17 protein-coding genes are annotated in these 24,980 nt (G+C 58.0%); 11 read left to right on the top strand and 6 right to left on the bottom strand.

Going from position 1 to position 24,980, the window contains the following annotated elements; translation table 11 throughout:
* The first annotated feature begins 2 nt into the window (after positions 1–2).
* The 4 genes from DXX3274_RS11330 to DXX3274_RS11310 all read left to right on the top strand — a co-directional run bounded on the left by DXX3274_RS11330 (position 3) and on the right by DXX3274_RS11310 (position 3,743).
* Entirely contained in the window at positions 3–836 is an 834-nt protein-coding gene (locus DXX3274_RS11330; protein WP_042859863.1) for an ABC transporter permease, read from the top strand.
* A gap of 35 nt (positions 837–871) precedes the next feature.
* Positions 872–1,999, top strand: a complete 1,128-nt coding sequence (locus tag DXX3274_RS11325) for an extracellular solute-binding protein (protein WP_084478761.1) — start codon at positions 872–874, stop codon at positions 1,997–1,999.
* A 189-nt stretch (positions 2,000–2,188) separates the two neighbouring features.
* Entirely contained in the window at positions 2,189–2,947 is a 759-nt protein-coding gene (locus DXX3274_RS11315; protein ID WP_050569861.1) for a glycerophosphodiester phosphodiesterase family protein, read from the top strand.
* Between the two features lie 31 nt (positions 2,948–2,978).
* Entirely contained in the window at positions 2,979–3,743 is a 765-nt protein-coding gene (locus DXX3274_RS11310) for an inositol monophosphatase family protein (RefSeq protein WP_042859861.1), read from the top strand.
* 78 nt (positions 3,744–3,821) lie between these two features.
* On the opposite strand, the gene DXX3274_RS11305 is transcribed toward DXX3274_RS11310, so the two are convergent.
* The 6 genes from DXX3274_RS11305 to DXX3274_RS11280 all read right to left on the bottom strand — a co-directional run bounded on the left by DXX3274_RS11305 (position 3,822) and on the right by DXX3274_RS11280 (position 15,140).
* Positions 3,822–5,378 carry a ferritin-like domain-containing protein gene (locus DXX3274_RS11305; RefSeq protein WP_042859860.1) on the bottom strand — a complete coding sequence of 519 codons (1,557 nt, stop codon included), beginning with the start codon at positions 5,376–5,378 and terminating at the stop codon, positions 3,822–3,824.
* Positions 5,379–5,493: 115 nt separating this feature from the next.
* Complete coding sequence (locus tag DXX3274_RS11300; RefSeq protein WP_042862063.1) at positions 5,494–7,332, bottom strand: GMC family oxidoreductase; 1,839 nt, start codon at positions 7,330–7,332, stop codon at positions 5,494–5,496.
* On the bottom strand, positions 7,329–7,787 hold the full coding sequence (locus tag DXX3274_RS11295; protein WP_042859859.1) for a hypothetical protein: 459 nt from the start codon (positions 7,785–7,787) through the stop codon (positions 7,329–7,331). Before DXX3274_RS11295 ends, DXX3274_RS11300 begins: the two co-directional genes overlap by 4 nt.
* A gap of 542 nt (positions 7,788–8,329) precedes the next feature.
* Positions 8,330–10,834, bottom strand: a complete 2,505-nt coding sequence (locus DXX3274_RS11290) for a putative virulence factor (RefSeq protein WP_042859858.1) — start codon at positions 10,832–10,834, stop codon at positions 8,330–8,332.
* Positions 10,831–13,821 (bottom strand): virulence factor SrfB, encoded by a 2,991-nt coding sequence (locus DXX3274_RS11285; protein WP_042859857.1) that lies wholly within the window; start codon positions 13,819–13,821, stop codon positions 10,831–10,833. Before DXX3274_RS11285 ends, DXX3274_RS11290 begins: the two co-directional genes overlap by 4 nt.
* 2 nt (positions 13,822–13,823) lie before the next feature.
* The gene (locus DXX3274_RS11280) at positions 13,824–15,140 is read right to left on the bottom strand and encodes an SrfA family protein (protein WP_042859856.1); all 1,317 of its coding nucleotides are present in this window, start codon (positions 15,138–15,140) and stop codon (positions 13,824–13,826) included.
* A 408-nt stretch (positions 15,141–15,548) separates the two neighbouring features.
* Here DXX3274_RS11280 and DXX3274_RS11275 point away from each other — a divergent pair, with 408 nt between their 5' ends.
* From DXX3274_RS11275 to DXX3274_RS11245, 7 genes are all read left to right on the top strand, one after another.
* Positions 15,549–16,406 carry an SDR family oxidoreductase gene (locus tag DXX3274_RS11275; protein WP_042859854.1) on the top strand — a complete coding sequence of 286 codons (858 nt, stop codon included), beginning with the start codon at positions 15,549–15,551 and terminating at the stop codon, positions 16,404–16,406.
* Positions 16,407–16,811: 405 nt separating this feature from the next.
* Positions 16,812–18,245: a serralysin family metalloprotease gene (locus tag DXX3274_RS11270; protein WP_042859852.1), complete on the top strand. Its 1,434-nt coding sequence runs from the start codon at positions 16,812–16,814 to the stop codon at positions 18,243–18,245.
* 151 nt (positions 18,246–18,396) lie between these two features.
* Entirely contained in the window at positions 18,397–18,759 is a 363-nt protein-coding gene (locus DXX3274_RS11265; protein WP_084478759.1) for a protease inhibitor Inh/omp19 family protein, read from the top strand.
* Positions 18,760–18,775: 16 nt separating this feature from the next.
* The gene (locus DXX3274_RS11260; RefSeq protein WP_042859850.1) at positions 18,776–20,503 is read left to right on the top strand and encodes a type I secretion system permease/ATPase; all 1,728 of its coding nucleotides are present in this window, start codon (positions 18,776–18,778) and stop codon (positions 20,501–20,503) included.
* A 13-nt stretch (positions 20,504–20,516) separates the two neighbouring features.
* Complete coding sequence (locus tag DXX3274_RS11255) at positions 20,517–21,863, top strand: HlyD family type I secretion periplasmic adaptor subunit (protein WP_042859849.1); 1,347 nt, start codon at positions 20,517–20,519, stop codon at positions 21,861–21,863.
* 12 nt (positions 21,864–21,875) lie between these two features.
* On the top strand, positions 21,876–23,264 hold the full coding sequence (locus tag DXX3274_RS11250) for a TolC family outer membrane protein (protein ID WP_042859848.1): 1,389 nt from the start codon (positions 21,876–21,878) through the stop codon (positions 23,262–23,264).
* 167 nt (positions 23,265–23,431) lie between these two features.
* On the top strand, positions 23,432–24,877 hold the full coding sequence (locus DXX3274_RS11245) for a serralysin family metalloprotease (RefSeq protein WP_042859847.1): 1,446 nt from the start codon (positions 23,432–23,434) through the stop codon (positions 24,875–24,877).
* Positions 24,878–24,980 lie beyond the last annotated feature (103 nt).

Here is a 24,980-nt window from a genome sequence, read left to right as displayed (position 1 = left end):
CGATGCAACAGGCTGTGATTGACCGACTCAATCGCCTGCTGGTGGGGGTGATCCTGCTGCTGGGGACCGTTTGGCTGATTCTGCCGTTTGCCATGGCGGTGCTGTGGTCATTGGTGGATCCGTCGCACCCGTGGGCTTACCCGGATGTCTTTCCGCCGGTATTGTCGCTGCTGCGCTGGCGTGAATTATGGCTCAACACATCGCTGCCCGATGCGCTGTTGCACAGCTATCTGCTGGCGCCGATGGTGACGCTGACCTGCCTGCTGCTGGCAATGCCGACCGCCTATGCGTTTGGTCGGCTGTCGTTCCCCGGCAAAGGGCTGGCGCAGGCGCTGACGCTGCTGCCGATTGTGTTGCCGGGGTTCGTGGTGGCGATCTTCTTCTCCTCATTGCTGACGCGGCTGGGCGTGTACTCGCGGTTCATGGGGATCTTTCTCGGTCATACGGTGCTGTTTCTGCCGTACGCCATCCGCATTCTGAGCGTCTCTTTCAGTCAGGTCCGGCAGGATCTGGTGGATGCGGCACGCAACCTGGGGGCCTCCCGACGGGAAATCTTCCGAGTGGCTTACTGGCCGGCACTTCAGTCCGGGGCGATGGCGGCGATGATCATGGTGTTCATTCTGTCGATCGAAGAGTTTTCCGTTTCCTACATTGTGGGCGCGCCAGACTTTATCACCGTGCCGACCATTCTGTATTCGTACCTGGGTTATAACTTCATCCGGCCCAACGCGGCGGTGGTGTCGCTGATTTTGGTGGTACCTAACGTGGTGTTGATGCTGCTGATGGAGCGCTGTCTCAAAAATGTTCCGGCGTCTGCGTTCGTCAACAAAGGATAGCGACGATGCCGCTTAACCATTCAGGGGAATCTTGCATGCTTACTCGACTCAAGCTGTCAAACCTAGGAAAGCTGATGGCGCTGCCGGCACTGCTGTTGCCGTTGTATCAGGCGCAGGCGGCGGATCTGAACACGATGTCCTGGCAGGATGTGGAGGCGCAGGCGCGTCGGGAAGGTCAGCTTACCTGGTTCAACTGGTACTATCAGGACCGGTTGCGCGAAGAGGTGAAAGCGTTCGAGAAACAGTATGGTATTCGGGTCACCATTCCGGATGGCGAGGCGATGGCCAGCATCAACAAGCTGCTGGCGGAGCAGCACCGTGAGCAAGGCGATATCGACGTGATCTCGGTGGGCGGCAGCCAGTTCGGGCAACTGAACGGGCCCAAACTGTTCTGGGGGCCGCTCAGGTCCCGATTACCAGGCGGCGACAAGCTGACCTATCAGATCGAAGGGGTAGATACCCAGGGCTACGCGGTGGCGTTCTGGGGCAATCAGACCGTGATCGCCTACAATTCGGCCCGCATCGACGCGGCCGCGCTGCCGCACTCGCTGCCTCAGTTCGAACAGTTTCTGGTGAAAAACCCCGGTGAGTTCGCTTTTAACGTGGAGAATGGCGGCTCCGGTCCGGCGTTCATCGAATCCGTCACCCGGGCATTGGTCACCGATGTGAACTACCGCGACGGCAATGCCGCGTCGGAGGTGTTGCAACGGCTTGCGCCGTCCTGGCGCTGGTTCAACCGTTACAAAAGCAGCATGGTGATCAGCGCGTCCAATGCAGACAGCATTACCCGACTGAATGCCGGCGAATTTAAGCTCGCCGCTTCATGGGAGGATCTGGTGCTTTCGCTGCAGCGCAAAGGCGAAGTGTCGCCGGACATTAAGTTCTATCTGCCTGATTTTGGCATGCCGGGCGGCGGCAATGTGGTGGGGATTCCGGCCAACGCCAAACACAAGGCGGCGGCGTTACTGTTTATCCACTGGCTGACGCAGCCGGACACGCAGCAGCGCTTTCACTCGCAGTTCGGCACCGCGCTGTTGGCGCCGGCCGGCGACGGCGCTCAGGCGGCGGATTCGCTGGAGCGGTCGCGCAGTTTTGCCTGGGCGGCCAAGCCGTTGGGCGACGAAATCAAAAAGCAGTTTATCCAAAACGTGATGCTGAAATGACATCGCGCGGCCTTGTTATGACGTTTGAACCGTTAACGTTTAAACAACTGATGTTTGAACAACTAGCGTTTGAACCACTGATGTTTGAAAACCGTTTTCGGTATCCGACGCGGGCAAGGCCGAACGCATTTTTAATTCAACATATTTTCTTACTCAACACCGATGCATTGAAACACCAGGGAAACCATTATGTCTGATGCGATAACTGATCACCGCCGTCGTCACCGCGTAGTGAATGACGCGCTAATCGCCCACCGCGGCGCTTCGGCGCTGGCACCGGAGAATACGCTGGCAGCCATGCGTAAAGCGGCGCAACTGGGGGCGAAGTGGCTGGAGGTGGATGTCAAACTGACGCGGGATAGCCAGCCGGTGATCATCCATGATGATCGGGTGGATCGCACCACCAACGGGCGCGGCTGGGTCGCCGGCCTGACGCTGGAGGAAATTCGCCGGCTGGATGCGCGCGCGCAATTCGGCGACGCGTTCGCCGGGGTGACCATCCCGACGCTGCAGGAGCTGATCGCGTGCGTGCTGGAGCTGGATATGGGATTACAGCTGGAGCTGAAACCGACGGCGGGCGACGACGTCGAAACGGCGGAGGTGGCGCTGGGCGTGCTGAAATCGATGTGGCCCGCCAACCGTGACCGCCTGTTTCTGTCGAGTTTTTCCGTTCGTTCCATTCAGGCGGCGGCGCGGCTGATGCCGGATGTGCCGCGAGCGTTTGCCGTGGTGGTGCCGCCCAAACGGCCGGTGGCGTTGTTGCAGGAAACCCACTGCCAGATTTTGCACTGCCTGTCGGAGCTGCTGGATGACGAAGCCCAGCACATTCTGGCGGACAGCGGCATCGAATACGCGGTGGCGGTCGTCAATGACGCCGCACAGGCCCGGCGCTTTCTCGACAATGGCGCGCAGACGATCCTGTCTGATATTCCCGATTTACTGGGTTGATAACCGGAGTGGTTGATAACGGGAGGATGTAATGTCTGATCTGCAGTTACGCTTTGAGACCGCCAACACGGTCATGGAGGAAGCCGCGTTGCTGGCGAGGCAGTTGTTTGCCCGGCGTGACAGCGTGGTGGTGGAACAGAAATCCGCCAATGATTTTGTGTCGGATGCGGACCGGCAGGTCGAGCAGTTGATCCGCGACCGCTTGCGGGAAGCGTTCCCGCAGGACGCCATTCTGGGCGAGGAAATGGGCGGCGAGGTCAGCGATAGCTTTTGGGCCATCGACCCGATAGACGGCACCACCAACTTTTTGCGCGGTTTGCCGTTGTGGGGCATTTCCATCGGATACGTCGAAAACGGGCTGGCGATGGTCGGCACCGTTGCGTTGCCGATGCTGAACCTGACGCTGTCGGCGGCGATCGGCTGCGGCGTATGGCGTAACGGGATGCCGTATCGCCGTCAGGTGCCGTTCAGCGAAGTCCGGCTGGTGGCGCTGGGGGAAAGCAATAAATGGGCGGCGGCGGAAGTGGCGATGCTGGACGGCTACCTGCGCGACGAAGGCTGGGCGGTGGCGCGCTATCGCTGCGCCACGGTCGGGCTGGGGTTTGCCGCGTTGGGGTTTACTGACGGTTATGTGGAGAAAAACACCAGCATTTGGGATATCGCCGCCGGGGTGGTGATCTGTACGGAAGCCGGGCTGGTGGTGAAATATCGGGGAAGCTATGAGGTAGGCGGTATGCATGTGGCGACGGCCACCCCTGACGTGCAACAGATTGTAGAGCCGTTTTTCAGCCTGTGACGCGCCCCAAAAAAAGCACCGCCAGACTGGCGGTGCGGGAAAGGGAAGCATCCGGGCGTGTTACTTATTCCGAATGCGTCACTTATTGATGAACGATCGTGGTTTCGACGGCGCCGCGGCCAGCGCGGCCTGAATACGCATCGGGTTGAAGTAGTTGCGCATCAGCCGGATACGGTGGTCGTCGGTGAATTCATACCGTATCGCCCAGTCGTAACTGTAAGGCACGCGGGTCGATTTGGTGATCCCCTGCTGGCTGCCGTAAGCCATCGCCTGATTGTCGCTGAAGAAGACTTTCTCCACCACTTCGCTACTGAACTCTACCGTCTGGCTCATCAGCGACCAGAAACGGGAGAAGCCTTCGTGGCCGTAGAAAACGCCGGTGTACGGTACATCCACCGGGCCGGTCATGTCCCATACCAATTGTTCGCTCAGGCAGGTCAGCGCCATCGGCAGATCGCCCGCGGCATAGGCCTGGCCGAGTTTCTCCAGCGTCGCCTGATTGTTGGAGAACGTCACCGCCTGACTTTTGGCCTGGAAACGCGGCGGCGGCGGCGGGGTATATTCGAACGTCGGCGCAGCGCGGTAGGCGTTGTCGCCGGGGAACGGGTGGGAGACGATCGCCCGGAAATCCTCACGTAGCGCGCCCATCGCCATCACCGCCGGGGTGAGTTTTAGCGGCCGGCCGGACAGCGCCAGTTGCAGGTTTTCCAGCAGTTCGCAGTAGCGACGGTTAAAACGCACAATCGCCTTGTGCAACTCGCCTTCCGGATAGTCGCTGACTTTGGCTGCGCTGTGGGTTCTGACCGCTTTGTCCCATTCGATCGTCAACGGTTCGCCGGTCGGGCCGCTGGCGATGGTGTCGCCGCGGGCGTACAGCCGCTCGCAGTAGATTTCGTTGAAGCGATAATAGTGCGGGACGTCATTGTCTTCGCCCTGCCAGATATTGTGCGGCGAACCCTCGCCCTGATCGCAAATCTGACGCAGACTGGCGACCGCGCTGTCCAGATCGGTCACCGGAATCACCGTGCCGTAGGAACCGTGGCAGAACTGCTCCGGCTCAATTTGGCGCGTGGGGTCGCCGCAGAACACGGCTTTTTCGCCGAAAGACTCCACCGCCGCCCGCAGGCGCGACTCGATATAGACGTAGTATTCACCGATCGACATGTCGCTGCAGACATGGCTGGCCACCACTTCCGGGCGCACATATTTCGGGTGTTCGATTTGCATCGCCTGATGTATGGCGTGCTGAGAAAACGGGTGCAGCTGAATTTCCAGGTCTTCAATGCCGAACGGCAGCGTGGCCGGGTAATCGGGCAAAAAGTCGGAGCCGCTGATATTCGGCGTGCCGCCCACCGCATTCAGCAGGTTGGCGACCATGACAAAATGCAGCATTTCTTCAATTACGACGGAATGGATCACTTCAGGGACACGCGGATCGATGTCGTCATCCATCGTATAAAGCATGGTCAGGTAAGGGGGGATTACCGCGTGTTCCAGCACCATCGCTTTTTGCAACAAGTCCCGGATATCGTCTAACTCGTGAGCCAAATCCTTATGGCTGGTTAATTTGACATAGCCTTTTTCCCTGAACATAGAGTCCAAATCTTGGTGTGCGGCGTGTTCATTTAAGTTCATGATGTTATTCCGTCTTAGTCAGTTGCGGCAGTGACGAAGTGTGTAGTTAGTCTTATCTATTTATTCGTAGCATGAAACCCGAATATCATCATCTTTTGTAGCGCTTTTTTCGCGTTTAACGTGTGCTGGCACACATTCTGTCCAGTTCGGAAAGAATTGTGTGCGCGGCCCATAGCGTCAGCGCCGCCAGCGTCAGGGTGGGCGGCGCCGTTCCCATGCTGACCATGTTTCCAGCCCCCACCAGATAGAGATTCTTATGAATCCAGCTGCGCTGTTGACGATCAACCACCGAATGGTGGGGCGAACTGCCCATGCAGTGAGTGCCGGCGATATGCCCAGCGCCGACAAACGCCAGCGGCTGCCCCTGACAGGTAAAGTAGCCAGGGTCGGCGGGCGAGTAATGGCTGTGATCGCGAATGCCGGTGTGGCGAAAAATCTGCCGCATGACGGTGCCGGCGCGCGCGACGCCGGTGCGGGTGTACAGCGACAGGTCATAGTGGATTACCGGACGGTAATTACCCAGCGCATCGCGATAGTCAGGATGAATGGTCACCCGGTTATTGTATTCCGGTAACTGCTCCACCAGGCAGCGCGCGCTGAATTGCCGTGATAGCCGTTCGCGCATTTGACTGCGCAAGCGGGTACCGCACAACGGCTCCGCCAGCAACTGTTCGACATCGTGATATAAGGCGTTGACCGGCCAGCGCCAGCCGTCGTTGCTCAGCTCGATACGATAGGCCGCCCGATGGGCGCGGGCCGAACCGCCCCGCATGGCCTCGATCCCCGAGGTGGTAAGCGGGCCACGCATCGGCCACAACGGCGCGTCAGCCCGACCCCAGACCGGCAGCACCGGGTGATCCATCAGATGTCGTCCCACCAGATCATTACCTTTGCAGGCGTCGGACGCCAGCAACAGCACCGCGTTGGCAATAGCATTGCCGGCCAGCACATAGCGTCTGGCGCTGACGGTATGCAGGTGATGCAACGCCGTTTCCTGATGCACATAATGGCGAAACTGTACGCCGGTGACGGCATCGGTCGATGGGTCGATCAGCAACTTGTGCGCCACGCTACAGGTGACGACATCCAGCAAGGCCGGATCGGCGTCTTCCAATGTTTTCAGTGCGTTGTAGCGAGCCTGCGTCGGGCAGAGCGGCGTGCAATAGCTATTGCCGGAGCAGCGCAGGCCAAGGTGCGGGCTGCCTGCCGCGCCGCGAGGATGATAGCCGCGGCCGTGGTCATAGCCGGGGTGCGGCACGCCGTTGCGCGCGGACGGCGTGCCGCGCAGGGTCAGCGGCGTAGCCTGCCCGTCTTCCATGACCGTCATGCCGTTGAGGCGGCGCGCCAGTTGTCGATCGCCCCAGGCGGGGGGCAGACCTTGCATCGGATAAACATAATCCGGCGGAAAGCGGATCCCCAGATAAGCCTGCTCCTCCACATTGGCTGAGACGCCCAGTTCGTACTCCGCCGCCCGATACCAGGGTTCAAGATCGTTATAGCGCAACGGCCAGTCCAGCCCGATGCCGTAGCGGCTTTGCAATTCGAAATCTTCCGGCAGCATGCGCATGGCGCTGCCAAGCCACTGTAGCGAGGTGCCGCCGAGCTGGCGGCAATAGGTGGAACTGAATGGCAACGGGCCGCGTTGCACCAGATAGCCGCGGTCGTCGTAACCGTCGGGCATCAGGGGCTGGAGGGCGGTATCGTGCGGCGCCGGCGCGTTGACGTTGCGCGGCCCGGATACCTGATGGCTTTTACCCGGGTGCTGTCGATAACGCTGTAGAGTCTGCCGGTATCCGGCGTAATGCAGGTTATCGCCGTCGCCCGCCTCCAGTATCAGGCAGCGTTTTCCCCCGCGGGTCAGGGTCTTGGCCATCAGCGAACCGGCAATGCCGCCGCCGACGATCACCACGTCGTAATCGGTCTGCTCAGCCTGATGAGGGGTGATGACATTCATCCGCGCGTTCTCCATTCAGCAATGGGCGGTTCGGCCCATGCGCCGAATTCCTGCTGACGGAGCGCCTGTGGATGGGCATGGATAGCCTGCCAGATCAACGCCTCGCGCCAGGCGGCGTCGCTGAGAAAATAGGCGGCGGCGTCCGGTTCCGGATTGATGGGGACCCACTGACCGGTGTACCACAGACGCAGCAGGCTGCGGGCGATTGGGCCGAGCGTCAGCGATGTCAGCACCGTGGCTTCCAGCCAGTTGAGCCGTAATGCGTCATCACTCGGTTGCGCCGCAAAGTCGTGCAGCAGCTGTTTGAACGGACCGGCGGCGTTGTGCTGCAGCCAGGTGAAATAATCGCGGGCCAGCCCGGTTCCGGTCAGTTCAAACTGACTGAAACCGGTAAGCAGGGCGGATAAGGTCATGAAATCGTCAAAGGCGGTGTCGGGTTCACTACTGTTACTCATGATGCGTTACCTGTGCCATGTCGTGAACAGCTGAGAGAAAACCGCGCGTCTGAGTCTGGCGTCAGGCGTCGTGGAACGGGGATATCAATCGTTTTCCGGCGACGTTGCCGTCAGGCGACATCACCGCAGTCTGGTATATCAATACGGGTGTTAGTGCGTTTTAGAACACACCCAATGGATAGTTGTAACCCGATATCCCTGGAAGAAGGGCCGCTCCGCTTTCCTTGGCAGGAATAGCAGCGTGGTCGTCATGATGGTGGAAAAAAGAGCGGGGTAGCCTGCGTTCCTTTTTTTAGCGTCAACAGTGTTGTTTTAAACCGGGCGAATCAAAGAAAAAACATGGCAATCAAAGTATTCGTTACACATTCGGTACAACAGTGCACACCCCGAATAAAACTATGACGTGAGAGCCGCGTTTTTGCAAGACCAGCCTGATTTCTAACGTGATTTTATCGAAATAGAGGATAAGGAAAGCAGCATAATTATTTGATTGTGTAAACTTTTATGCTGAAGGGGCGGAGCGTAGCGCTCCGCCGCAGGGGTCAGCTTTCGGCCGGTTTGATCAGACCCAGAATCGTTCCCAGACGTTCGCGCTGTTTGGGTTTGATATCGCGTCCGGCCGCATAGCCGGCGTTCTGGATAATCATCTCGTTCAGGCCGATCAGCCAGTCATAAATGTAATAGGCGGTATTGTTGACCGGCGTCGCCGACAGCCTGGTCAACCGGCGGGAGGTGCCGAAGTTGGCCGTCTGCTTTTCCGGTTTGGCAAAGATCTTGTTGCCTTTGTTGACGCGGCTGTCCGGTCGGCCGGCTTCGGGCACCTGCTGGAAGCCCAGCCAGGCGACGAAATCGCCGAGGACGTTGAGCGCGCGCGATACCTGACGATCCGCCTTGCTTTCCCGGTTAATACCCAGTTGCCCGGAATCCACCAGCATGGTTTGCAACTCATCGTCAATCTTCAGTCGCACGCTGGCCGTAATCAGTTCCTCCACCAGCATTTCGATGGTGGGGCGGTTAATCCCCAGCAATTCAATGATGGCGATGTTTTCCGGCAGGTTACGCAGGTGGTTGATCCAATACCGGTACAGATTACGGGCGAACTCCGCCTCATAGCTGTGGTTTTCGGTTTGCTCTTCCTCGGTCGGCGCCGGGACGATGACCGCTTCGTCTTCTTCGCTCGGGTCGGCGTCGTCGCTGAACAGGTCGATATCCATCCCGACGCCAAATGGCTCGTAGCTGGCCAGCGGCACCGCCGTATCCTGCGTTTCCTGGTAGGACGCGAAGTTGCGTTGCGTCTGCTCTTGCTGTTGCAGATACAGTCGGCGCAGTTCATCGCGGGAGGGCAATAACCGCTCCAGCAGCTCGCCGTGTACGCCGGTTCGGGTTTGCAACGCCTTGAGCATCGACTCGGCGATAGGCTGTTTGTGCGCCGGATCATCAGCGCCGGCCGGTTGATACCAACTGCCGAGCAGGTTATCGGACAGCTCGCGCTGCAATTCGCTCAGCTGCTCGTTGATACGCCCCAGTTTGACTTCACGGCGCACTTCCGCGTCCAGCCAGGCCGCCATCCGGTTGATGCCGCGCTTGTCCATCGCCAGCATGGTGCCCCAGGCATCGCCGGGGTTACCCACGTAACGCTGTACCGCTTCATCGTTGTTGTAGCCGTGGGTGAAACGCCGGTCATGACGGGTCACCGCCCAGATCAGGCCGGGTTTGCGGCGGCTGCGGACCTGCGGGTTTTCGCCCTGGGTATGACGCACCCAAAAATCCAGCGCCCGGCCGACGTGGCGCACGTCTGCTTTGCAGGCGGCGGCGGTACAGACCATCAGCAGATTCATTTCCTGATCGTCGGTATAACGTTCCAGCAGATAGGCGCGTTTGGCGCGCAACAATGCTCGGGACAACGGGTGAGGCTTGAGGCGCAACAGCCGCTCCGGGTGGTCCTCGTCCGGCTCGAATTCCGGCTCGTCCTGCAGGCTGAATCCTGGAAAATCGAGCAGGTCCACCTGTTCGAACAACGTTTCCTTTGGCGGCGACAGCAGCGGAATTTGCACTTCGGCCGCCAGCATAAGCAGTTCCGCCAGCGACAGCTCCACATTTCTGGCCGCGCGGCCGTTGACGATGGGGCGCACCTGCGCGCTGAGATCGGAAGGGCTATTGAGCCGGTCGAACAGGCTGGCGTTGAAAATACCGCTGTCGGGCTGCAACGATTCATCCACCAGCAGGCTGATCGGCGCCAGTACCTTACGGGCGCCGGACAATTGCTCCAGCGTGTGGGCGAAATGACGGTAGAGCGAGGTGTATTCCGACTGCTCGCCCCACAGCATCGAAAACAGGCTGGCGCGGTCATCGATGCTGAGATGCGGCGCCAACTCTACCGCCAGCGGCCAGAATTTGCGTTCCAGCGGCTTTTGACGCCGGGCGTCGTGGCGCACCAGATAATCCCACAGCGCGACCACGTCATCGCCGTCCAGCCCGGGCACCGCTTCTTGCTGACGGTGCAACGACAGGGTTTTCAGGTGCTCGACGATATGCTGTTCGTCGATCTCCGGCGCAGGGTTTTGGCTGTCTTCCAGTACGAAGGCATAGGCCATAATACGGGCGATATCGGCCTCGTTGAGCAACTGGACCTGCACCGGATTCGGGGTGTTTTTACCTTCAGCCTGCCGGGTAAAGCGGGTGACAAAGGCCGGCTGCTGGTTGTCCGGATTGATATTTTTCTGGTAATCCAGCGTGACGCCGCCGACGGACGTTTCAATGCGCCCGTTTTCGCCGCCGGCCAGCGAGGTCAGCAGATAGGTTTTGCCGCCCTGAGCCAGCCCGAACATGCCCATGGCGATCTCTTTAAGCGACGAATCGGACAGCCCGCGGGCTTTGTTGCGGCAACGCCGCAGCTTAACGATGAGCCGATCGGCTTCCATATCCAGGCGCGGAACGTTGCGCCGGGTTTCATCCACCCAGGCGATCGCCTGATCTACGCCTTGCGAAACGGATTGTAACTGACGGCTGAGACGGCTCGACAGCTGTTTGGGCGTTAATGGTTTCATTTCTTGAAGACGCTCCCGCTATCGATCCAGTAATGTGCCATGCCGGAAACCGTGCTGGACAAGGTATTGAGTTTCAGCCTTAACTGATGCGGCGAAATAGCGAGCCCGGAGCCGAGCACCGCATCGGCGATCTCGACGCGTTCCGGCGTGAGGTTATCGTCGCCCGGCACCACTTTCAGACGCACGTGCAGTACGCTGTCGCCGGCCACCTTGCGGGCCAGTTCCGGATCGACGATCGACAGTGAATAGAGCGGCGAGGCGGGCCAGCGTTCGTTGTCCAACTGGCGAAAGCCGAGGCACAGCGAGCCGCGCACTTCGAACCCGGACTGATCGTCCAGCGTGAAATCGGCGTCATCCAGATCGATATCGTTATAGTAGACGTTATCGGCGGTGAGGGTGTGGCTGCTGTCCAGCATCCCGAGGTAGCGCACGGTGGAATAGGGTTCGAAATCCCCGGCCTTGAAGTAGAAACCGGGCAGGCGCAGATCCAACGCCAGCAGACACAGCATCGCCCCCACCGCGGCGGTGGATTTCGGGTTTTCGATACGTCCGCGCTTGTTAAACGGATACCAGTCGCTGGTGTGATAGCCATCCAGCGACATCATGCGATTAATCGGCAGCGGCTGCAGGTGGCGGAATAGCGCCTGAATGCCCGGGAAACGGGATGGCCGGCCGGTCAGCAGCAGCACGTCGCAGGCATACAGCGACACCACTTCCGACATCAGCCGCAGGTGCTGAGTAATGCTCATGCGGTTGGCCAGAAATTCGCTGTGCAGCTTGGCAAGACGCAGGATCAACGGCACCTGCAGGATGTCGAACGGGGTTTCCTCGTCCGGCAGTTCACGCTGGATCTCGTTGTTGACGTACTCCAGCACTTTGCGCGTCGGCGTCTGCGGCAGCATTTCACCGAACGTAGTGTCGATTTCCGCGTTCAGATCGAGCGGATCGAACTGTTCGTAGGCTTCCAGAACCGCCTGGCCGATAGGAATGAACATCTGCAACGTGACCTGCTGACGTAGCGTCAACTGGCCGTCCATGCGGCCTTCGCTGCCGAACAGTCGGGTCATCAGGCTGTCCGGGCTGGTGACGCCGGCTTTTTTCAGCGCGACCTGCAACGCGGGCAGGACATATAACTGGATCACGTCCAGCAGGATGTCGTCGCCGGCGACTTTAAACCCTTCACGAAACAGCAGGCGGGGGATGATTTTGACGTTGCTGCCGACGCCGTCGTCCAGCCAGTATTGGGTAATCGCCAGATCGGTGGTGCCGCCGCCGATATCGATAGACGCGATACGCAGGGTTTTCCCCGGCTGCTCGTCGTCCGCCAGTTCTTTGTCCGGGCGCGCCATGCTGGCGAAGAACGCTTCCGCCCGGCCGCCGAAATTCACCTGCGCTTCGTTATAGAGGTACACCATCTGTCCGCAGGTGGCTTCATCCCACTCCATCTGGACTTCCGGCACCGGCACGCTGCTGCGGCGCTTGTCATCCGCCGTCAGGAAATCCTCATCGGCCGGGTGCCAGCCCATCGCTTTCCACACCAGCCCGATCGCTTCGATCATACGGCGGCGGAAGATCTCACGTTCCGGCTTAGGCATGGCCGAGGGCAGGGTCAGAATAATGTTGCGCAACTGGCGCGGCGCGTTGGCGTGAATCATCTTCAGGCGTTGGGCGGCGCTGTTCATTTGCATCAGCGCCTGCGCCAGCAGCTCGGAAAGCATGAACGTCATTACCGAACTGCGGCTGTAGTGCGGGTCGAACACCGGCAGGCGCTCGTCCAGCGGCAGGCTGAACAGCGGCTGGCCTTCATCGTTAACCAGCATGGTCAGCGGCATGGCGGTCGCCAGCGGCTCTTGCTGACGCGGGCTGTTGGTCTGGCTGAAACGCCAACCCGGCACATACGGCTCTTCGTCCCACAGATAGCGGCGCGGGCTGGAAATGCCGCTGGAGCCTTCGGTTCCCTGACGCTGTAGCGCCAGACGGCTGGCTTCGCGCCCGACACGGGTAATAGACGGCCAGACAAACGCATCGTCGCGGCCGCTTTCGAAGGAGAAATTCTGCTTGCCGAAACGCGCCTGGGCGAATTCCACCCGGCTGTCGAACAGCTCGTTGTACAAATAATGCGGCTGGCCCAAATCGCGGATCTGTAGCTCGTAGGTCTGCTTGAGGCCGTTGCTCTCATCGGCGTGATCTTCCACCAGAATCCCGGCGGTGTGGGAATTGCCGACATCCAGAATCAGATCCACATTGATGGCCGGCTCTTTCAGCGTACTGCTGGTGATGCGGATTTCCGGCACATCCAGCAGCGTCGCCATAATATCCAGCAGATTCAGGTAATGCGCCTGATATTCAAATTCACGCAGATTCTGGCGGATATCGCGGGGCTTGCGGCTTTCCACCTGCAGCGCCTGCTGGGAAAACGCTTCGCGCAGCCAGCCGTCCACCCAGGTCTGGTCGAGAAAATCGTCCAGTTCTTCACTGCGATAGGCCAGCGTAAATAACCGCCCGGCGTTGATGTCGTTTTCGCTGGGCGCCAGCGCTTCCAGATCGTGGCTTTCCGGATAAACGCGGGTATCGAAGGCCAGACAGAGGCGGTGGGTGTTGCCGTCATCGTCCGGTTCGCCCAGTTCCAGCACCTGCACCCGCGCCCAGTTGTTCGGGCCGCCCATGAAGGTACGCGGCGGGTTAAAGCGGAAGAAGGGCAGCGGCAGCCATACGTTGCTCAGCAGGCGCAACGATTGTTCCAGCGTGTAACTGGATTCCGGGTTGACCGCTTCCGGCAGCACCTGCATGGCGCTCGGCAGCGCGTATTTGCCGCTGTGTTCGTTGTACGTCAGCCGCAACAGCGGCCCGTTGGCGCTCTTGCGAACAAAACGATTGGCGAAGCTTGACCGAGCTGGCGGGAGCTTTAACGCAAAATCGAGAAACTGAATACCGCTATTCTGAATCAGCGTAATTTGTTGTTTGTAATCTGTCAGGGTTGCCAGCATGGTTATTTGCTCTCACGCTTAATCGTCATCGGTAGCACAGTGTCGGCATCGTAGCGGCCTTTACATTCTGCGGCCTCGCTCGATTCCTGTCGGGTACAGACGATTTCCGGCATCGGATAACGGGAACCATCGCTGCAGCGCGCCCGATAGCGGCTGTTGATCACCAGATTGCCGGACTGGTGCAACCCGGCTTCCACCTCGGCCTGACAGGTGATTTTTTCGCCGTAGGTAAAGCGCACCCGGCCTTTGCCGTCTTTGATCTGGTAGCGGAGAACCGGCGGTTTGCCGGTCAGCGGATTTTTCGCCATGAGCATCGCCTGCCAGTTGCCGTCCAGAAAACGGATGGAGCCGATTTTTACCGCGTCGGCAGGCATCACCAGCGCGCCTTTCGGGGCGGCGCTTACCTCGACATGCGCGGGGGCTTCCGGCGCTTTTTCTTCGGGTTTTTTCTGCTCAGCCACCGCCGGCGGCGGCAACAGCGTAGCCACCTCCAGCGGCAGATTCGGCTGTGGAAGCGTATCCGCCGGCGTGGCGCTCAGCGCGCGTTTTTCCGGTTTAATGGTGGTCACCGCCGGCGGAGTGTTGTTTTCGGGTTGAGAAACGCAACTGCGAATCTGGAACGCCAACGTCGCCAATAGCGCGGCGCCCGGCGCCAGCAACCAGATGCTGGTCCACACCCGGCGCGGCGACGGGGCGGTTTGCGGCGGCGCGGCCGGTTCGGCAATCACGACGGGTTCCGGTTCGACCGGCAGCGCCGGTTGTTCCGGTTCGGGGTCGGCGACCTGCGTGGTCACTTCCGGCAGCGGTTCCGGAACCGGCTCGGGAATCTCGACCGGTTCAACCGGACGCAGGCACTCCAGCACATCAACGCGGGATTTTTTGCCCAGGCTGACAAATCCCCAGAAGGTGATGACCGGTTTATCGTCCACCAGATAGACATGATTGGAACCCGGAAACTGAAAGGCTTTCGCCAGCAAGACACCGAAGAGTTTCTGGGCTGGTTTGTTGGATTGACGCGCCCGCTCGCTAATAGCGTCAACGGTGCCGAGATACTGTTCCAGCAAGAGCAACGCCTGCTCGCGCTGCTCGTCGCTGGCCGCCATCCAGGAGGTGATTTTGCCGGCGAAGGGCGCATACCAGTCGATGCGATCGCCATCCTCGTTAGGTTGGGGAATGGCCAGACAGTCTGCGATGTGCTGTTGTTTGCGAAGACGCAGTGTCTCCCGTAATTGCAGCGCTGAAGCATAAACGGGCTGGCCGTTCTCTCCCAACGCAAGAAAATCGTCTAAATTTCCACTGCGTAAAAATAATTTTGCCACGCCAAAGAGACCCTTTGTGATAAACCGTCAAGGCAGAAAATCGTGTTCAATATCTGCGATTATAATTCTGATGATCACGAATCAAATACGTAAAGAAGTGACAAATATGACAAATATTTGCGTCATCAGCTCTCTGAAAAAGCAATATCGCATAAGTGCGATGTGACTGAAACTAAAAAACCGGCAGGTCGATTATCTTACAGGTTACCCGGCAGCATACCAGCGGGAAGCCGCTGGCGGGCATTCTGTGATGATGTCGGCATTTTTATTTAACACTAACATTTCTGTAAGTACTTACTAAAAGTGAGTTTGAGTCATATGCTGCTGGCACGAACTTCAACCTGTCTGGCGTTGAGCGTATTCGGGTTGAAGCATGGCGTAGGGTTTTCTCATTAACAGGAGTTCGTTATGTTTGCGATTACAGGAGCAACCGGCCAACTGGGCCGTCTGGTGATTGATTCGCTGGTGAAATCGGTACCGGCAGAACAGATCGTTGCGGTAGTACGCGACCCGGCTAAGGCCAGCGCTTTGGCCGCGCAGGGAATTCATGTACGACATGGCGATTATGACCGGCCGGATACGCTGGTCAGCGCGCTGAGCGGAGTAGACAAGTTGCTGTTGATTTCATCAAGTGAAGTCGGCAAGCGCGAAACCCAGCACAACGCGGTGATCGAGGCGGCGAAAAAAGCCGGTGTCGGGCTGATTGTCTACACCAGTCTGCTGCACGCGGATACCTCGTCGCTGGGGTTGGCGGCCGAGCATCTGGCGACCGAAGGCGCGCTGCGCGACTCAGGCATTCCTCATGTTATTTTGCGTAACGGCTGGTATACCGAAAACTATGCCGCCAGCATCGCGCCGGCTCTGGCGCACAGCGCGTTTATCGGCGCCGCCGGTGAAGGCCGTATTGCTTCGGCGGCGCGCAGCGACTATGCGCAAGCGGCTGCAATCGTGTTGCAACTGAATGGTCAGGAAGGGAAAGTTTATGAGCTGGCCGGCGATAACAGTTACACGCTGGCGGAATTTACCGCGGAAATTGCAAAGCAGAGCGGCAAACCGGTGCAGTATGTCAACCTGTCCCAGGCGGATTTCGCCAACGCGCTGAAAGGCGCGGGATTGCCGGATTTCCTGGCTGATATGTTGGCGGATTCCGACGCCGGCGCGGAAAAAGGCGGACTGTTTGATGATAAGAACGCGCTGGCGGCATTGCTGGGTCGCCCGACGACGCCCTATGCCGAGGTTATCCGCGGTACGCTGGCGTCGCTGTAATTTGTTTTCACATTATTAAACGCGGTGGCGCGTCTGGCGACAGATGCGCCACTTTTTATTCTGTCAATTTCCCCTTCCGCAATGTTCTGTCCGGTTTTTTTTCGTAGCCTGAACGCATGGTAATGAAACGTCGATTTTCCTGACAGAATCTTGTCATTTTATTTCTGTTTTACTAACCTGTCTGTGTTGTCAGCCTATGCCGCATTTCAATCTGATTAACGCGCCACAGGGAGCATTCACTTTCAATAGGACGAAAAGTGAATAGTTTGGTGTTTAGCAGCGGTTTTATGAACAAGCGGTTCTGTAAACAGATGTCATACCCGCAAGGGATAGCGCCATCAGATGTATACCCAGTGCAACTTGAAGTATGACGGGTATAAAGGCGAATTTCATGGAGGAAATGTTATGGCTTTATATGGAAAGAAAACCGATCTTTCTTCCGCATCGTCCGGCGGCTATACCGGCGTGGCGGATGTCTATCAATTATGGAATTACCACGCCCGTGGAAATGGCAACATCGGCGATAAACCATCCTATACGCTGGAACAGGCCCGCGACCAAATAACTCGTGGCAATATTACCTGGAATGGCGAAAAGGTTTTCGGTAAATCCGTTGCGCTGACTTACGCTTTTCTTCAGTCGGTTTCTGATGCCGACATGCCTGATAATTTCAAAGGCTTTGTCAAATTTAATGCCGCGCAGATTGAGCAGGCCAAACTGGCATTGCAATCCTGGGCTGATGTGGCGAACGTCACTTTTAGCGAAGTTAAGGATGATCAGCACGCCACCATTCAGTTTGGCAACTATACATTGAGTCCGGATGGCAATACCGATAACAACAGTCAGGCGTTTGGTTTCTATCCCGGCAACTGGAAATGGGCCGGTTCAGCCTGGTTTAATTATAATCAGGCTGATAATCAACGGCCGGATATCAATGAATTTGGCCGTAATACACTGGCGCATGAAATCGGCCATACGCTGGGGCTGTATCATCCAGGTGATTATGACGCGTCCGACGGTAACCCGGGCTATAAGGATGTGACCTACGCGGAGGATACCCGCCAGTTCAGCATTATGAGCTACTGGAATGAAGGGTACACCGGCGGCGATTTTCATGGCTATCATGCCGCCGCGCCGCTAATGGATGATATTGCGGCTATTCAAAAATTGTATGGCGCGAATATGTCGATTCGTACGGGCGATACGGTATACGGATTTCACTCCACTAGCGGTCGTGATTTTTATACGGCGACAGACAGCAAAACACCGCTGATATTCTCCGTTTGGGATGCGGGCGGCAACGATACGTTTGATTTTTCCGGTTATAGCGCGAATCAGCGAATCAGCCTGATTAGCGGCACGTTCTCGGATGTCGGCGGATTGAAAGGCAACGTTTCCATTGCCGCGGACGCGGTGATTGAAAATGCGATTGGCGGTTCAGGCCATGATGTGATTGTGGGAAATCTGTCTGATAATCGTATTGACAGCGGCGCCGGTAATGATGTGCTTTATGGCGACGGCGGCGCTGATATTTTAACCGGTGGCGCCGGTAAAGACATTTTTGTTTATGCCTGGGAAAAGGATTCGCTATTGTCGTCGCCGGATACCATTACCGATTTCCAGCGTGGAGAAGACAGGATCGATTTATCCGCATTTAATAAAAATCATGATCTCCGCTTTGTTGATAATTTCTCGGGAAAAGGAAACGAAGTGTTGTTGAATTGGGATAGTCAGTCTCATCAAACCAATATGTGGTTGCAGTTAAGCGGGCATGACTCGGCTGATTTTCTGGTAAACATTGTCGGTGCGGCATTACAGCCGTCGGATTTTATTGTTTAAAGATAATGGGGGCGTTCCCGTTATTTTCTGATTGATTGAATAACGGCAGGTATTTTCTCGCATTGGAGATATGCCTGCCGTTATCCACGTATTTAACACGATGGTTTCAATTATTAAACGCGTTCACTGATGACCGAATGATGGGAATATCATGAAACAGCTTATTATTGCGACATTATTGAGTGCACTGAGTGGAGGATGTATGGCGAGCAGTCTGAGATTGCCGTCCGCGGCAGAAATGAGCGGGCAGTGGGTATTGAGCGGAGCGGAGCAACACTGTGATATCCGCTTGAACACGGATGTGCTTGACGGCACGACCTGGCGGCTGGCTGGCGACAGCGCATGCCTGCAAAAATTGCTGCCGGAAGCGCCGGTCGGTTGGCGGCCTACGCCAGACGGTCTGACGCTGACGCAGGAAGACGGTTCGGCAGTGGCGTTTTTCAGCCGCAACCGCGATCACTACGAACATAAGCTGGCTGACGGCAGCGTTCGCACCCTGAAAAAGAAAGCCTGAGGGAGAATGCCCAGCCGTGAATGCTTCCTCTGAGCGAGATCGTTCGTTGTTCGGCGTGCTGCGCCAGTTCCGCCGCAGTTTCTGGAGCGTCGGGATTTTCAGCGCCGTCATCAATATACTGATGCTGGCGCCTTCGGTATATATGCTGCAGGTGTATGACCGGGTGCTGGCGTCCGGCAACGGTATCACCCTGCTGATGCTGACGTTGCTGATGGCGGGACTGTGTGCCTTTATGGGGGCGCTGGAGTGGGTTCGTAGTCTGTTGGTGGTGAGGCTGGGCACCCGTATCGATCTGGCGCTCAATCAGGATGTCTTCAATGCGGCGTTTGCCCGTAATCTGGAAGCCGGCGATAGCCGCGCCGGGCTGGCGCTGACCGATCTGACGCTGCTGCGCCAGTTCATCACCGGCAATGCGCTGTTTGCCTTCTTCGACGTGCCCTGGTTTCCGCTGTTTTTGCTGGTGCTGTTTTTGCTGCATCCCTGGCTGGGGATGCTGGCGCTGGGCGGCACCGTGGTGCTGGTGGCGCTAGCCTGGCTGAATCAGCGTCTGACCAATCAACCGCTGGCGCAAGCCAATCAGCAATCGCAACAGGCGACCCATCTGGCTGACGCCCAGTTGCGCAATGCCGACGTCATTGAAGCGATGGGAATGCTGGGCAACCTGCGTCGACGCTGGCTGGCGCGCCACTACCGTTTTATTTCCCTGCAGAATCTGGCCAGCGAGCGTGCCGCCGCGGTAGGCGGCGCGTCCAAGTACAGCCGCATTGCATTGCAGTCGCTGATGCTGGGGCTGGGGGCGTTGCTGGCGATCGACGGCAAGATCACGCCGGGGATGATGATCGCCGGTTCGATTCTGGTTGGCCGGGTGCTGAGCCCGATCGATCAGCTAATCGCGGTATGGAAACAATGGAGCAGCGCGCGCATTGCCTGGCAGCGCCTGACTCGGCTGATCGTCGCCTATCCGCCGCGCCCGGCGGCGATGGCGCTGCCTGCGCCGGAAGGGCATCTCAGCGTGGAACAGGTTTCGCTGCGCCCGGCCCAGGGCAACGCCCGACTGCAGAACATTCATTTCTCGTTGCAGGCTGGCGAAACGCTGGTGATTCTGGGCGCATCCGGATCCGGCAAATCCTCGCTGGCGCGTTTGCTGGTCGGCGCGCAGGCGCCGACGCAAGGCAAAGTGCGTTTGGATGGCGCTGATTTGAATCAGGTGGACAAAAACACGTTTGGGCCGACCATCGGTTATTTACCGCAGGATGTACAGCTGTTCAAGGGCACGCTGGTGGAAAACATCGCCCGTTTTGGCGATGCCGATCCGGAAAAAGTCGTGGCGGCCGCAAAGCTGGCGGGCGTGCATGAACTGATTTTGTCGTTGCCCAATGGCTATGACACCGAATTGGGCGATGGCGGCAGCGGTTTGTCCGGCGGTCAGCGGCAGCGTATCGGCCTGGCGCGCGCTATGTACGGTGACCCTTGTCTGCTGATTCTGGATGAACCGAACGCCAGCCTCGACAGCGAAGGCGATCAGGCCTTGATGCAGGCGATTGTCGCGTTGCAGAAGCGCGGCGCGACCGTGGTGCTGATCACCCATCGTCCGGCGTTGACGACGCTGGCGCAAAAAATTCTGATCCTCCATGAGGGCCAGCAGCAGCGTATGGGACTGGCGCGGGATGTGCTGACGGAACTGCAACAGCGCAGCGCCGCCAATCAGGCCCGGATGAACCCCACGGCCGCAATGCCGCAATGACAGGGATCTCGTGATGACAGGCATGGATATAACCACTCAGGATGAATTGAACGAAGCGGCAATGCGCGATCGCGCCAGCCGGGATGAAGAGCGGGCGTTACGGCTGGGCTGGTGGCTGGTGCTCGCCGGTTTTGGCGGTTTTCTGCTGTGGGCGTTGCTGGCGCCGCTGGATAAAGGCGTGGCGGTGCAAGGCAGTGTCGTGGTGTCCGGCAATCGCAAAGTGATCCAGCACATGCAGGGCGGCATTGTCGACCGGATTCAGGTGAAAGAGGGCGATCGCGTTGCCGCGGGTCAGGTGCTGCTGACGCTGAATGCGGTAGACGCTCGTACCACCAGCGAAGGGCTTGGCTCCCAATACGATCAACTGATTGCCCGCGAAGCCCGCCTGCTGGCGGAACAGCGTAATCAGTCGTCGCTGGTGGCGACGCCCCGATTGACGCAGGCGCGCCAGCGGCCGGAAATGGCCGCCATCATCGCGTTGCAGGAAGATTTGCTGCATAGCCGTCAACAGGCGCTAAAGCTGGAAACCGACGGAGTGCGTGCCAGTATTGATGGTCTGGAAACCTCGCTCGGCGCGTTGCAAAAGGTGATGACCAGCAAGCAGTCCGAGCAGGCGGCGTTGAGCCAGCAGTTGCAGGGGCTGCGGCCGTTGGCGGCGGATAACTATGTCCCGCGCAATAAGATGCTGGAAACGGAACGGTTGTTTGCGCAGGTCAGCGGCGAACTGGCTCAAACCAGCGGCGAAGTCGGGCGAACCCGGCGCGATATTCAGCAGCAGAAATTGCGCATCGCCCAGCGACAGCAGGAATACGATAAAGAGGTCAACAGCGAATTGTCCGACGTGCAGGCCAAACTGAATGAAGTGATCAGCCAGCGCGAGAAGGCGGATTTCAATCTGGCCAATGTGCAGGTGCGTGCGCCGGTTGCCGGCACCGTGGTGGACATGAAGATCTTCACCGAAGGCGGGGTGATCGCCCCCGGGCAGGTGATGATGGAAATCGTTCCCGAAGATCAACCGCTGCTGGTGGATGGGCGCATTCCGGTAGAAATGGTGGACAAGGTTTGGTCCGGGCTACCGGTGGAACTGCAGTTTACTGCGTTTAGCCAAAGCACCACGCCGCGAGTGCCGGGAACGGTGACCCTGCTTTCCGCTGACCGGCTGGTGGACGAAAAGGACGGCACGCCGTACTACAGCCTGCGCATTCAGGTGAGCGAAGAAGGCAAGCGTTCGTTGCACGGGCTGGAAATTAAACCCGGTATGCCGGTGCAGGGGTTTGTCCGCACCGGGGAACGTTCGTTTATCAATTATCTGTTTAAACCCCTGATGGATCGCATGCATCTGGCGTTGACGGAAGAGTAACGGAAGGAAGCAATGCGAAGGAAAGCGGTATTACTGATGGTGGTGTTATCCCTGTCGGGCGGCAGCGCCCAGGCGATGGGGCTGCTGGATGCGTGGGAACTGGCGCTGCGCAATGACGCACAGCTGCGGGCGGCCGGTTTCGAACGGGACGCCGGGCAGGAGGAAGTGGCGATCGGCCGCGCCGGATTGCTGCCGTCGCTGCAATACAGCTATGGCGCTAATTACAGTCATTCCAAGGTGACGCAACGAGACCGGACGCTGAATAACACGACGAAACGCGATTACGATAACTACGTCTCGACGTTGACGCTGCGTCAGCCGCTGCTGGACTATGCCGCCTGGGCGCGTTACCAGCAGGGCGTCACCCGCAAACTGATGGCCGATCAGCGATTTCGCGATCGCAGTCAGGACCTGATGGTGCGTCTGTATCAGTCCTGGAGCGAAGCATTGCTGGCACAGGAAAAACTGATGCTGCTGGATGCGCAGCGACGCGCCTATCAGGAACAACTGGCGCTGAACCGTCGTTTATTGGCGGCGGGGGAAGGAACGCAAACCGACCTGCGTGAAACGGAGGCACGTTACACTGTCACTGAAGCGCAGCGTATCGAACAGGAAGATACGCTGGACGCCGCGATGACCGACCTGGAAAACATGATTGGTTCGCCGTTGCAAATTCAGGACCTGTCGCCGCTGGCGCTGGACGCGTTGCCGGATAACGTCACCGAAAATCGGTCGTTGTCGCAATGGCGTGAACTGGCGGTGCGGCACAACGCCAAGCTGGCGGTACAGCGTGAAAGCGTCGATTACAGCCGCTACGAAATCGAGCGTAACCGCGCCGGCCACCTGCCGACATTGGATCTGGTGGCATCCACCCGCAACAGCCTGTCGGAGTCTGAATACAACTACAACCAGAAATACGATACCCAGACCGTTGGTCTGCAGGTGCGCGTGCCACTGTATTCCGGCGGCGCCGTTTCGGCATCGATGCGTCAGGCCGCGGCGGAATACCAGCAAAGTCAGGCGGAACTGGACAACCAGACCCGACAGACCTTTGCGGAACTGCGTCGGCAGTTCAATTTGTGCACCAACGGGGCCGCCAAAATCCGCGCCTGGCAGATGAGCGTGGCCGCCGCCGCGGAAGCGATCCGCGCTACGCGGCAAAGCGTCGCCGGCGGCGAGCGTATCAATCTGGACGTGCTGATGGCGGAACAGGAGTGGTACAACGCCCGCCGCGAGCTGACGGAAGTCAAATATCGCTGGTTACAGGCATGGCTGAATTTGCGCTATACCGCCGGTACGCTGAATGAGCAGGATATGATGCAATTGGCGGCCTGGTTTCAGGCTGCGCATCCAATAAATAAAAACGGAATGAATATGGCTACCGGTAATAAAGCGAATTAACGGTAACCTTTTGCGTTAATTGATTAACGTTTCCACGAAATTTCTTTCGCAGCCTGCTGCGAGGGATTGGTATGTCATTAAATTAGCCGTCGTGATAATGGTCGGCGACTTAATGGCGAAAAAAGGCATTCTGACAGTAATGCGTCAGACTTTATGGAAGAAGTTATATGCAACAAAACGAAAAAGCTTCGTTAAATACCTCTGCCGCCGCTGCCAAGGCAGGCAGTTATACCGGCTATGCCGATGTGTATGATTTTTGGTTTTACCATCAGCGTGGCGACGGTCTGACTGTTAATGGCAAACCGTCTTATACCACCGACAAGGCGGTGAGCGAGGGATTAACGCGGCCGCATACCACCTGGAACGGTGATAACGTATTCGGCAAGGCGGCAAATCTGACTTATTCGTTCCTGAACACGTTTACCTCGACGCCTAACGGTCATACCGGCCCGGTAAAATTTACGCCGGTACAGATGCAGCAGGCGAAACTGTCATTGCAGTCCTGGGCGGATGCGGCAAACCTGACGTTTACCGAAGTCAGCCCCAATCAAAAAGCCAACATCACATTCGCTAACTATACGCGCAATGCCGACGGCAGCCTGAATACGGATACGCAGGCTTATGCGGCTTATCCGGGCACGCATCCGGTGTCCGGCAGCGCCTGGTTCAACTACAACCAATCCAGTATTCGCAACCCGGATACCGATGAGTATGGACGTCATTCGTTCACGCATGAAATCGGCCATGCGCTGGGGCTGAGCCATCCGGCGGAATACAACGCCGGCGAAGGGGATATCAGTTACAAAAACAGCGCTGCCTATGCGGAAGATTCCCGTCAGTTCAGCATCATGAGCTACTGGGAAGTGGAAAACACCGGCGGCGACTTCAAAGGGCACTACTCCGCGGGTCCGCTGATGGATGATATCGCCGCGATCCAGAAACTGTACGGCGCCAACATGACCACCCGTACCGGCGATACTGTCTATGGCTTTAACTCCAACACCGATCGTGATTTCTATACCGCGACCGACAGCAGCAAGGCGCTGGTTTTCTCGGTATGGGATGCGGGCGGCAACGATACTTTCGACTTCTCCGGCTACAGCAACAATCAGCGCATCAACCTGAATGAAGGTTCGTTCTCGGATGTCGGCGGGCTGAAAGGCAACGTATCGATCGCGCACGGCGTGACCATCGAAAACGCGATTGGCGGTTCCGGCAACGATATTCTGGTGGGCAACAGCGTAGACAACGTGCTGCAGGGCGGCGCAGGCGATGACGTGCTGTACGGCAGCCTCGGTGCGGATACGCTGACCGGCGGCGCCGGGCGCGACATCTTCGTATACGGCAACGGTCAGGATTCCACCGCGTCGGCATACGACTGGATTACCGATTTCCAGACCGGCGTAGACAAGATCGATCTGTCGGCGTTCCGAAATGAGGGGCAGTTGAGCTTTGTGCAGGATCAGTTTACCGGCAAAGGACAGGAAGTGATGCTGCAGTGGGATGCGGCCAACAGCATTACCAATCTGTGGCTGCATGAAGCGGGTCACAGCTCAGTGGATTTTCTGGTGCGCATTGTCGGCCAGACTGCACAATCCGATATTATTGTGTAATCAGCCACTGAAAATATTAAACAGGGTGGTTTAACTACCCTGTTTAATAAGATTTCCAAGGGAATCTTATTATCATGTCATTCTGACAGGGCGTTGCTCGCCC

The organism is Dickeya sp. NCPPB 3274, from assembly GCF_000406205.1.
GTDB classification, from domain to species: domain Bacteria; phylum Pseudomonadota; class Gammaproteobacteria; order Enterobacterales; family Enterobacteriaceae; genus Dickeya; species Dickeya fangzhongdai.
This window is presented reverse-complemented; position numbering and strand designations above follow the sequence as displayed.

Excerpts from the sequence above, each read along its gene's own strand:
- DXX3274_RS11310 (WP_042859861.1), top strand. The coding sequence starts at position 2,979 with ATGTCTGATCTGCAGTTACGCTTTGAGACCGCCAACACGGTCATGGAG.
- DXX3274_RS11275 (WP_042859854.1), top strand. The coding sequence starts at position 15,549 with ATGTTTGCGATTACAGGAGCAACCGGCCAACTGGGCCGTCTGGTGATT.
- DXX3274_RS11285 (WP_042859857.1), bottom strand. The coding sequence starts at position 13,821 with ATGCTGGCAACCCTGACAGATTACAAACAACAAATTACGCTGATTCAG.
- DXX3274_RS11315 (WP_050569861.1), top strand. The coding sequence starts at position 2,189 with ATGTCTGATGCGATAACTGATCACCGCCGTCGTCACCGCGTAGTGAAT.
- DXX3274_RS11300 (WP_042862063.1), bottom strand. The coding sequence starts at position 7,332 with ATGAATGTCATCACCCCTCATCAGGCTGAGCAGACCGATTACGACGTG.
- DXX3274_RS11250 (WP_042859848.1), top strand. The coding sequence starts at position 21,876 with ATGCGAAGGAAAGCGGTATTACTGATGGTGGTGTTATCCCTGTCGGGC.
- DXX3274_RS11325 (WP_084478761.1), top strand. The coding sequence starts at position 872 with ATGCTTACTCGACTCAAGCTGTCAAACCTAGGAAAGCTGATGGCGCTG.
- DXX3274_RS11330 (WP_042859863.1), top strand. The coding sequence starts at position 3 with ATGCAACAGGCTGTGATTGACCGACTCAATCGCCTGCTGGTGGGGGTG.
- DXX3274_RS11305 (WP_042859860.1), bottom strand. The coding sequence starts at position 5,378 with ATGAACTTAAATGAACACGCCGCACACCAAGATTTGGACTCTATGTTC.
- DXX3274_RS11270 (WP_042859852.1), top strand. The coding sequence starts at position 16,812 with ATGGCTTTATATGGAAAGAAAACCGATCTTTCTTCCGCATCGTCCGGC.
- DXX3274_RS11255 (WP_042859849.1), top strand. The coding sequence starts at position 20,517 with ATGACAGGCATGGATATAACCACTCAGGATGAATTGAACGAAGCGGCA.
- DXX3274_RS11245 (WP_042859847.1), top strand. The coding sequence starts at position 23,432 with ATGCAACAAAACGAAAAAGCTTCGTTAAATACCTCTGCCGCCGCTGCC.
- DXX3274_RS11290 (WP_042859858.1), bottom strand. The coding sequence starts at position 10,834 with ATGAAACCATTAACGCCCAAACAGCTGTCGAGCCGTCTCAGCCGTCAG.
- DXX3274_RS11265 (WP_084478759.1), top strand. The coding sequence starts at position 18,397 with ATGAAACAGCTTATTATTGCGACATTATTGAGTGCACTGAGTGGAGGA.
- DXX3274_RS11295 (WP_042859859.1), bottom strand. The coding sequence starts at position 7,787 with ATGAGTAACAGTAGTGAACCCGACACCGCCTTTGACGATTTCATGACC.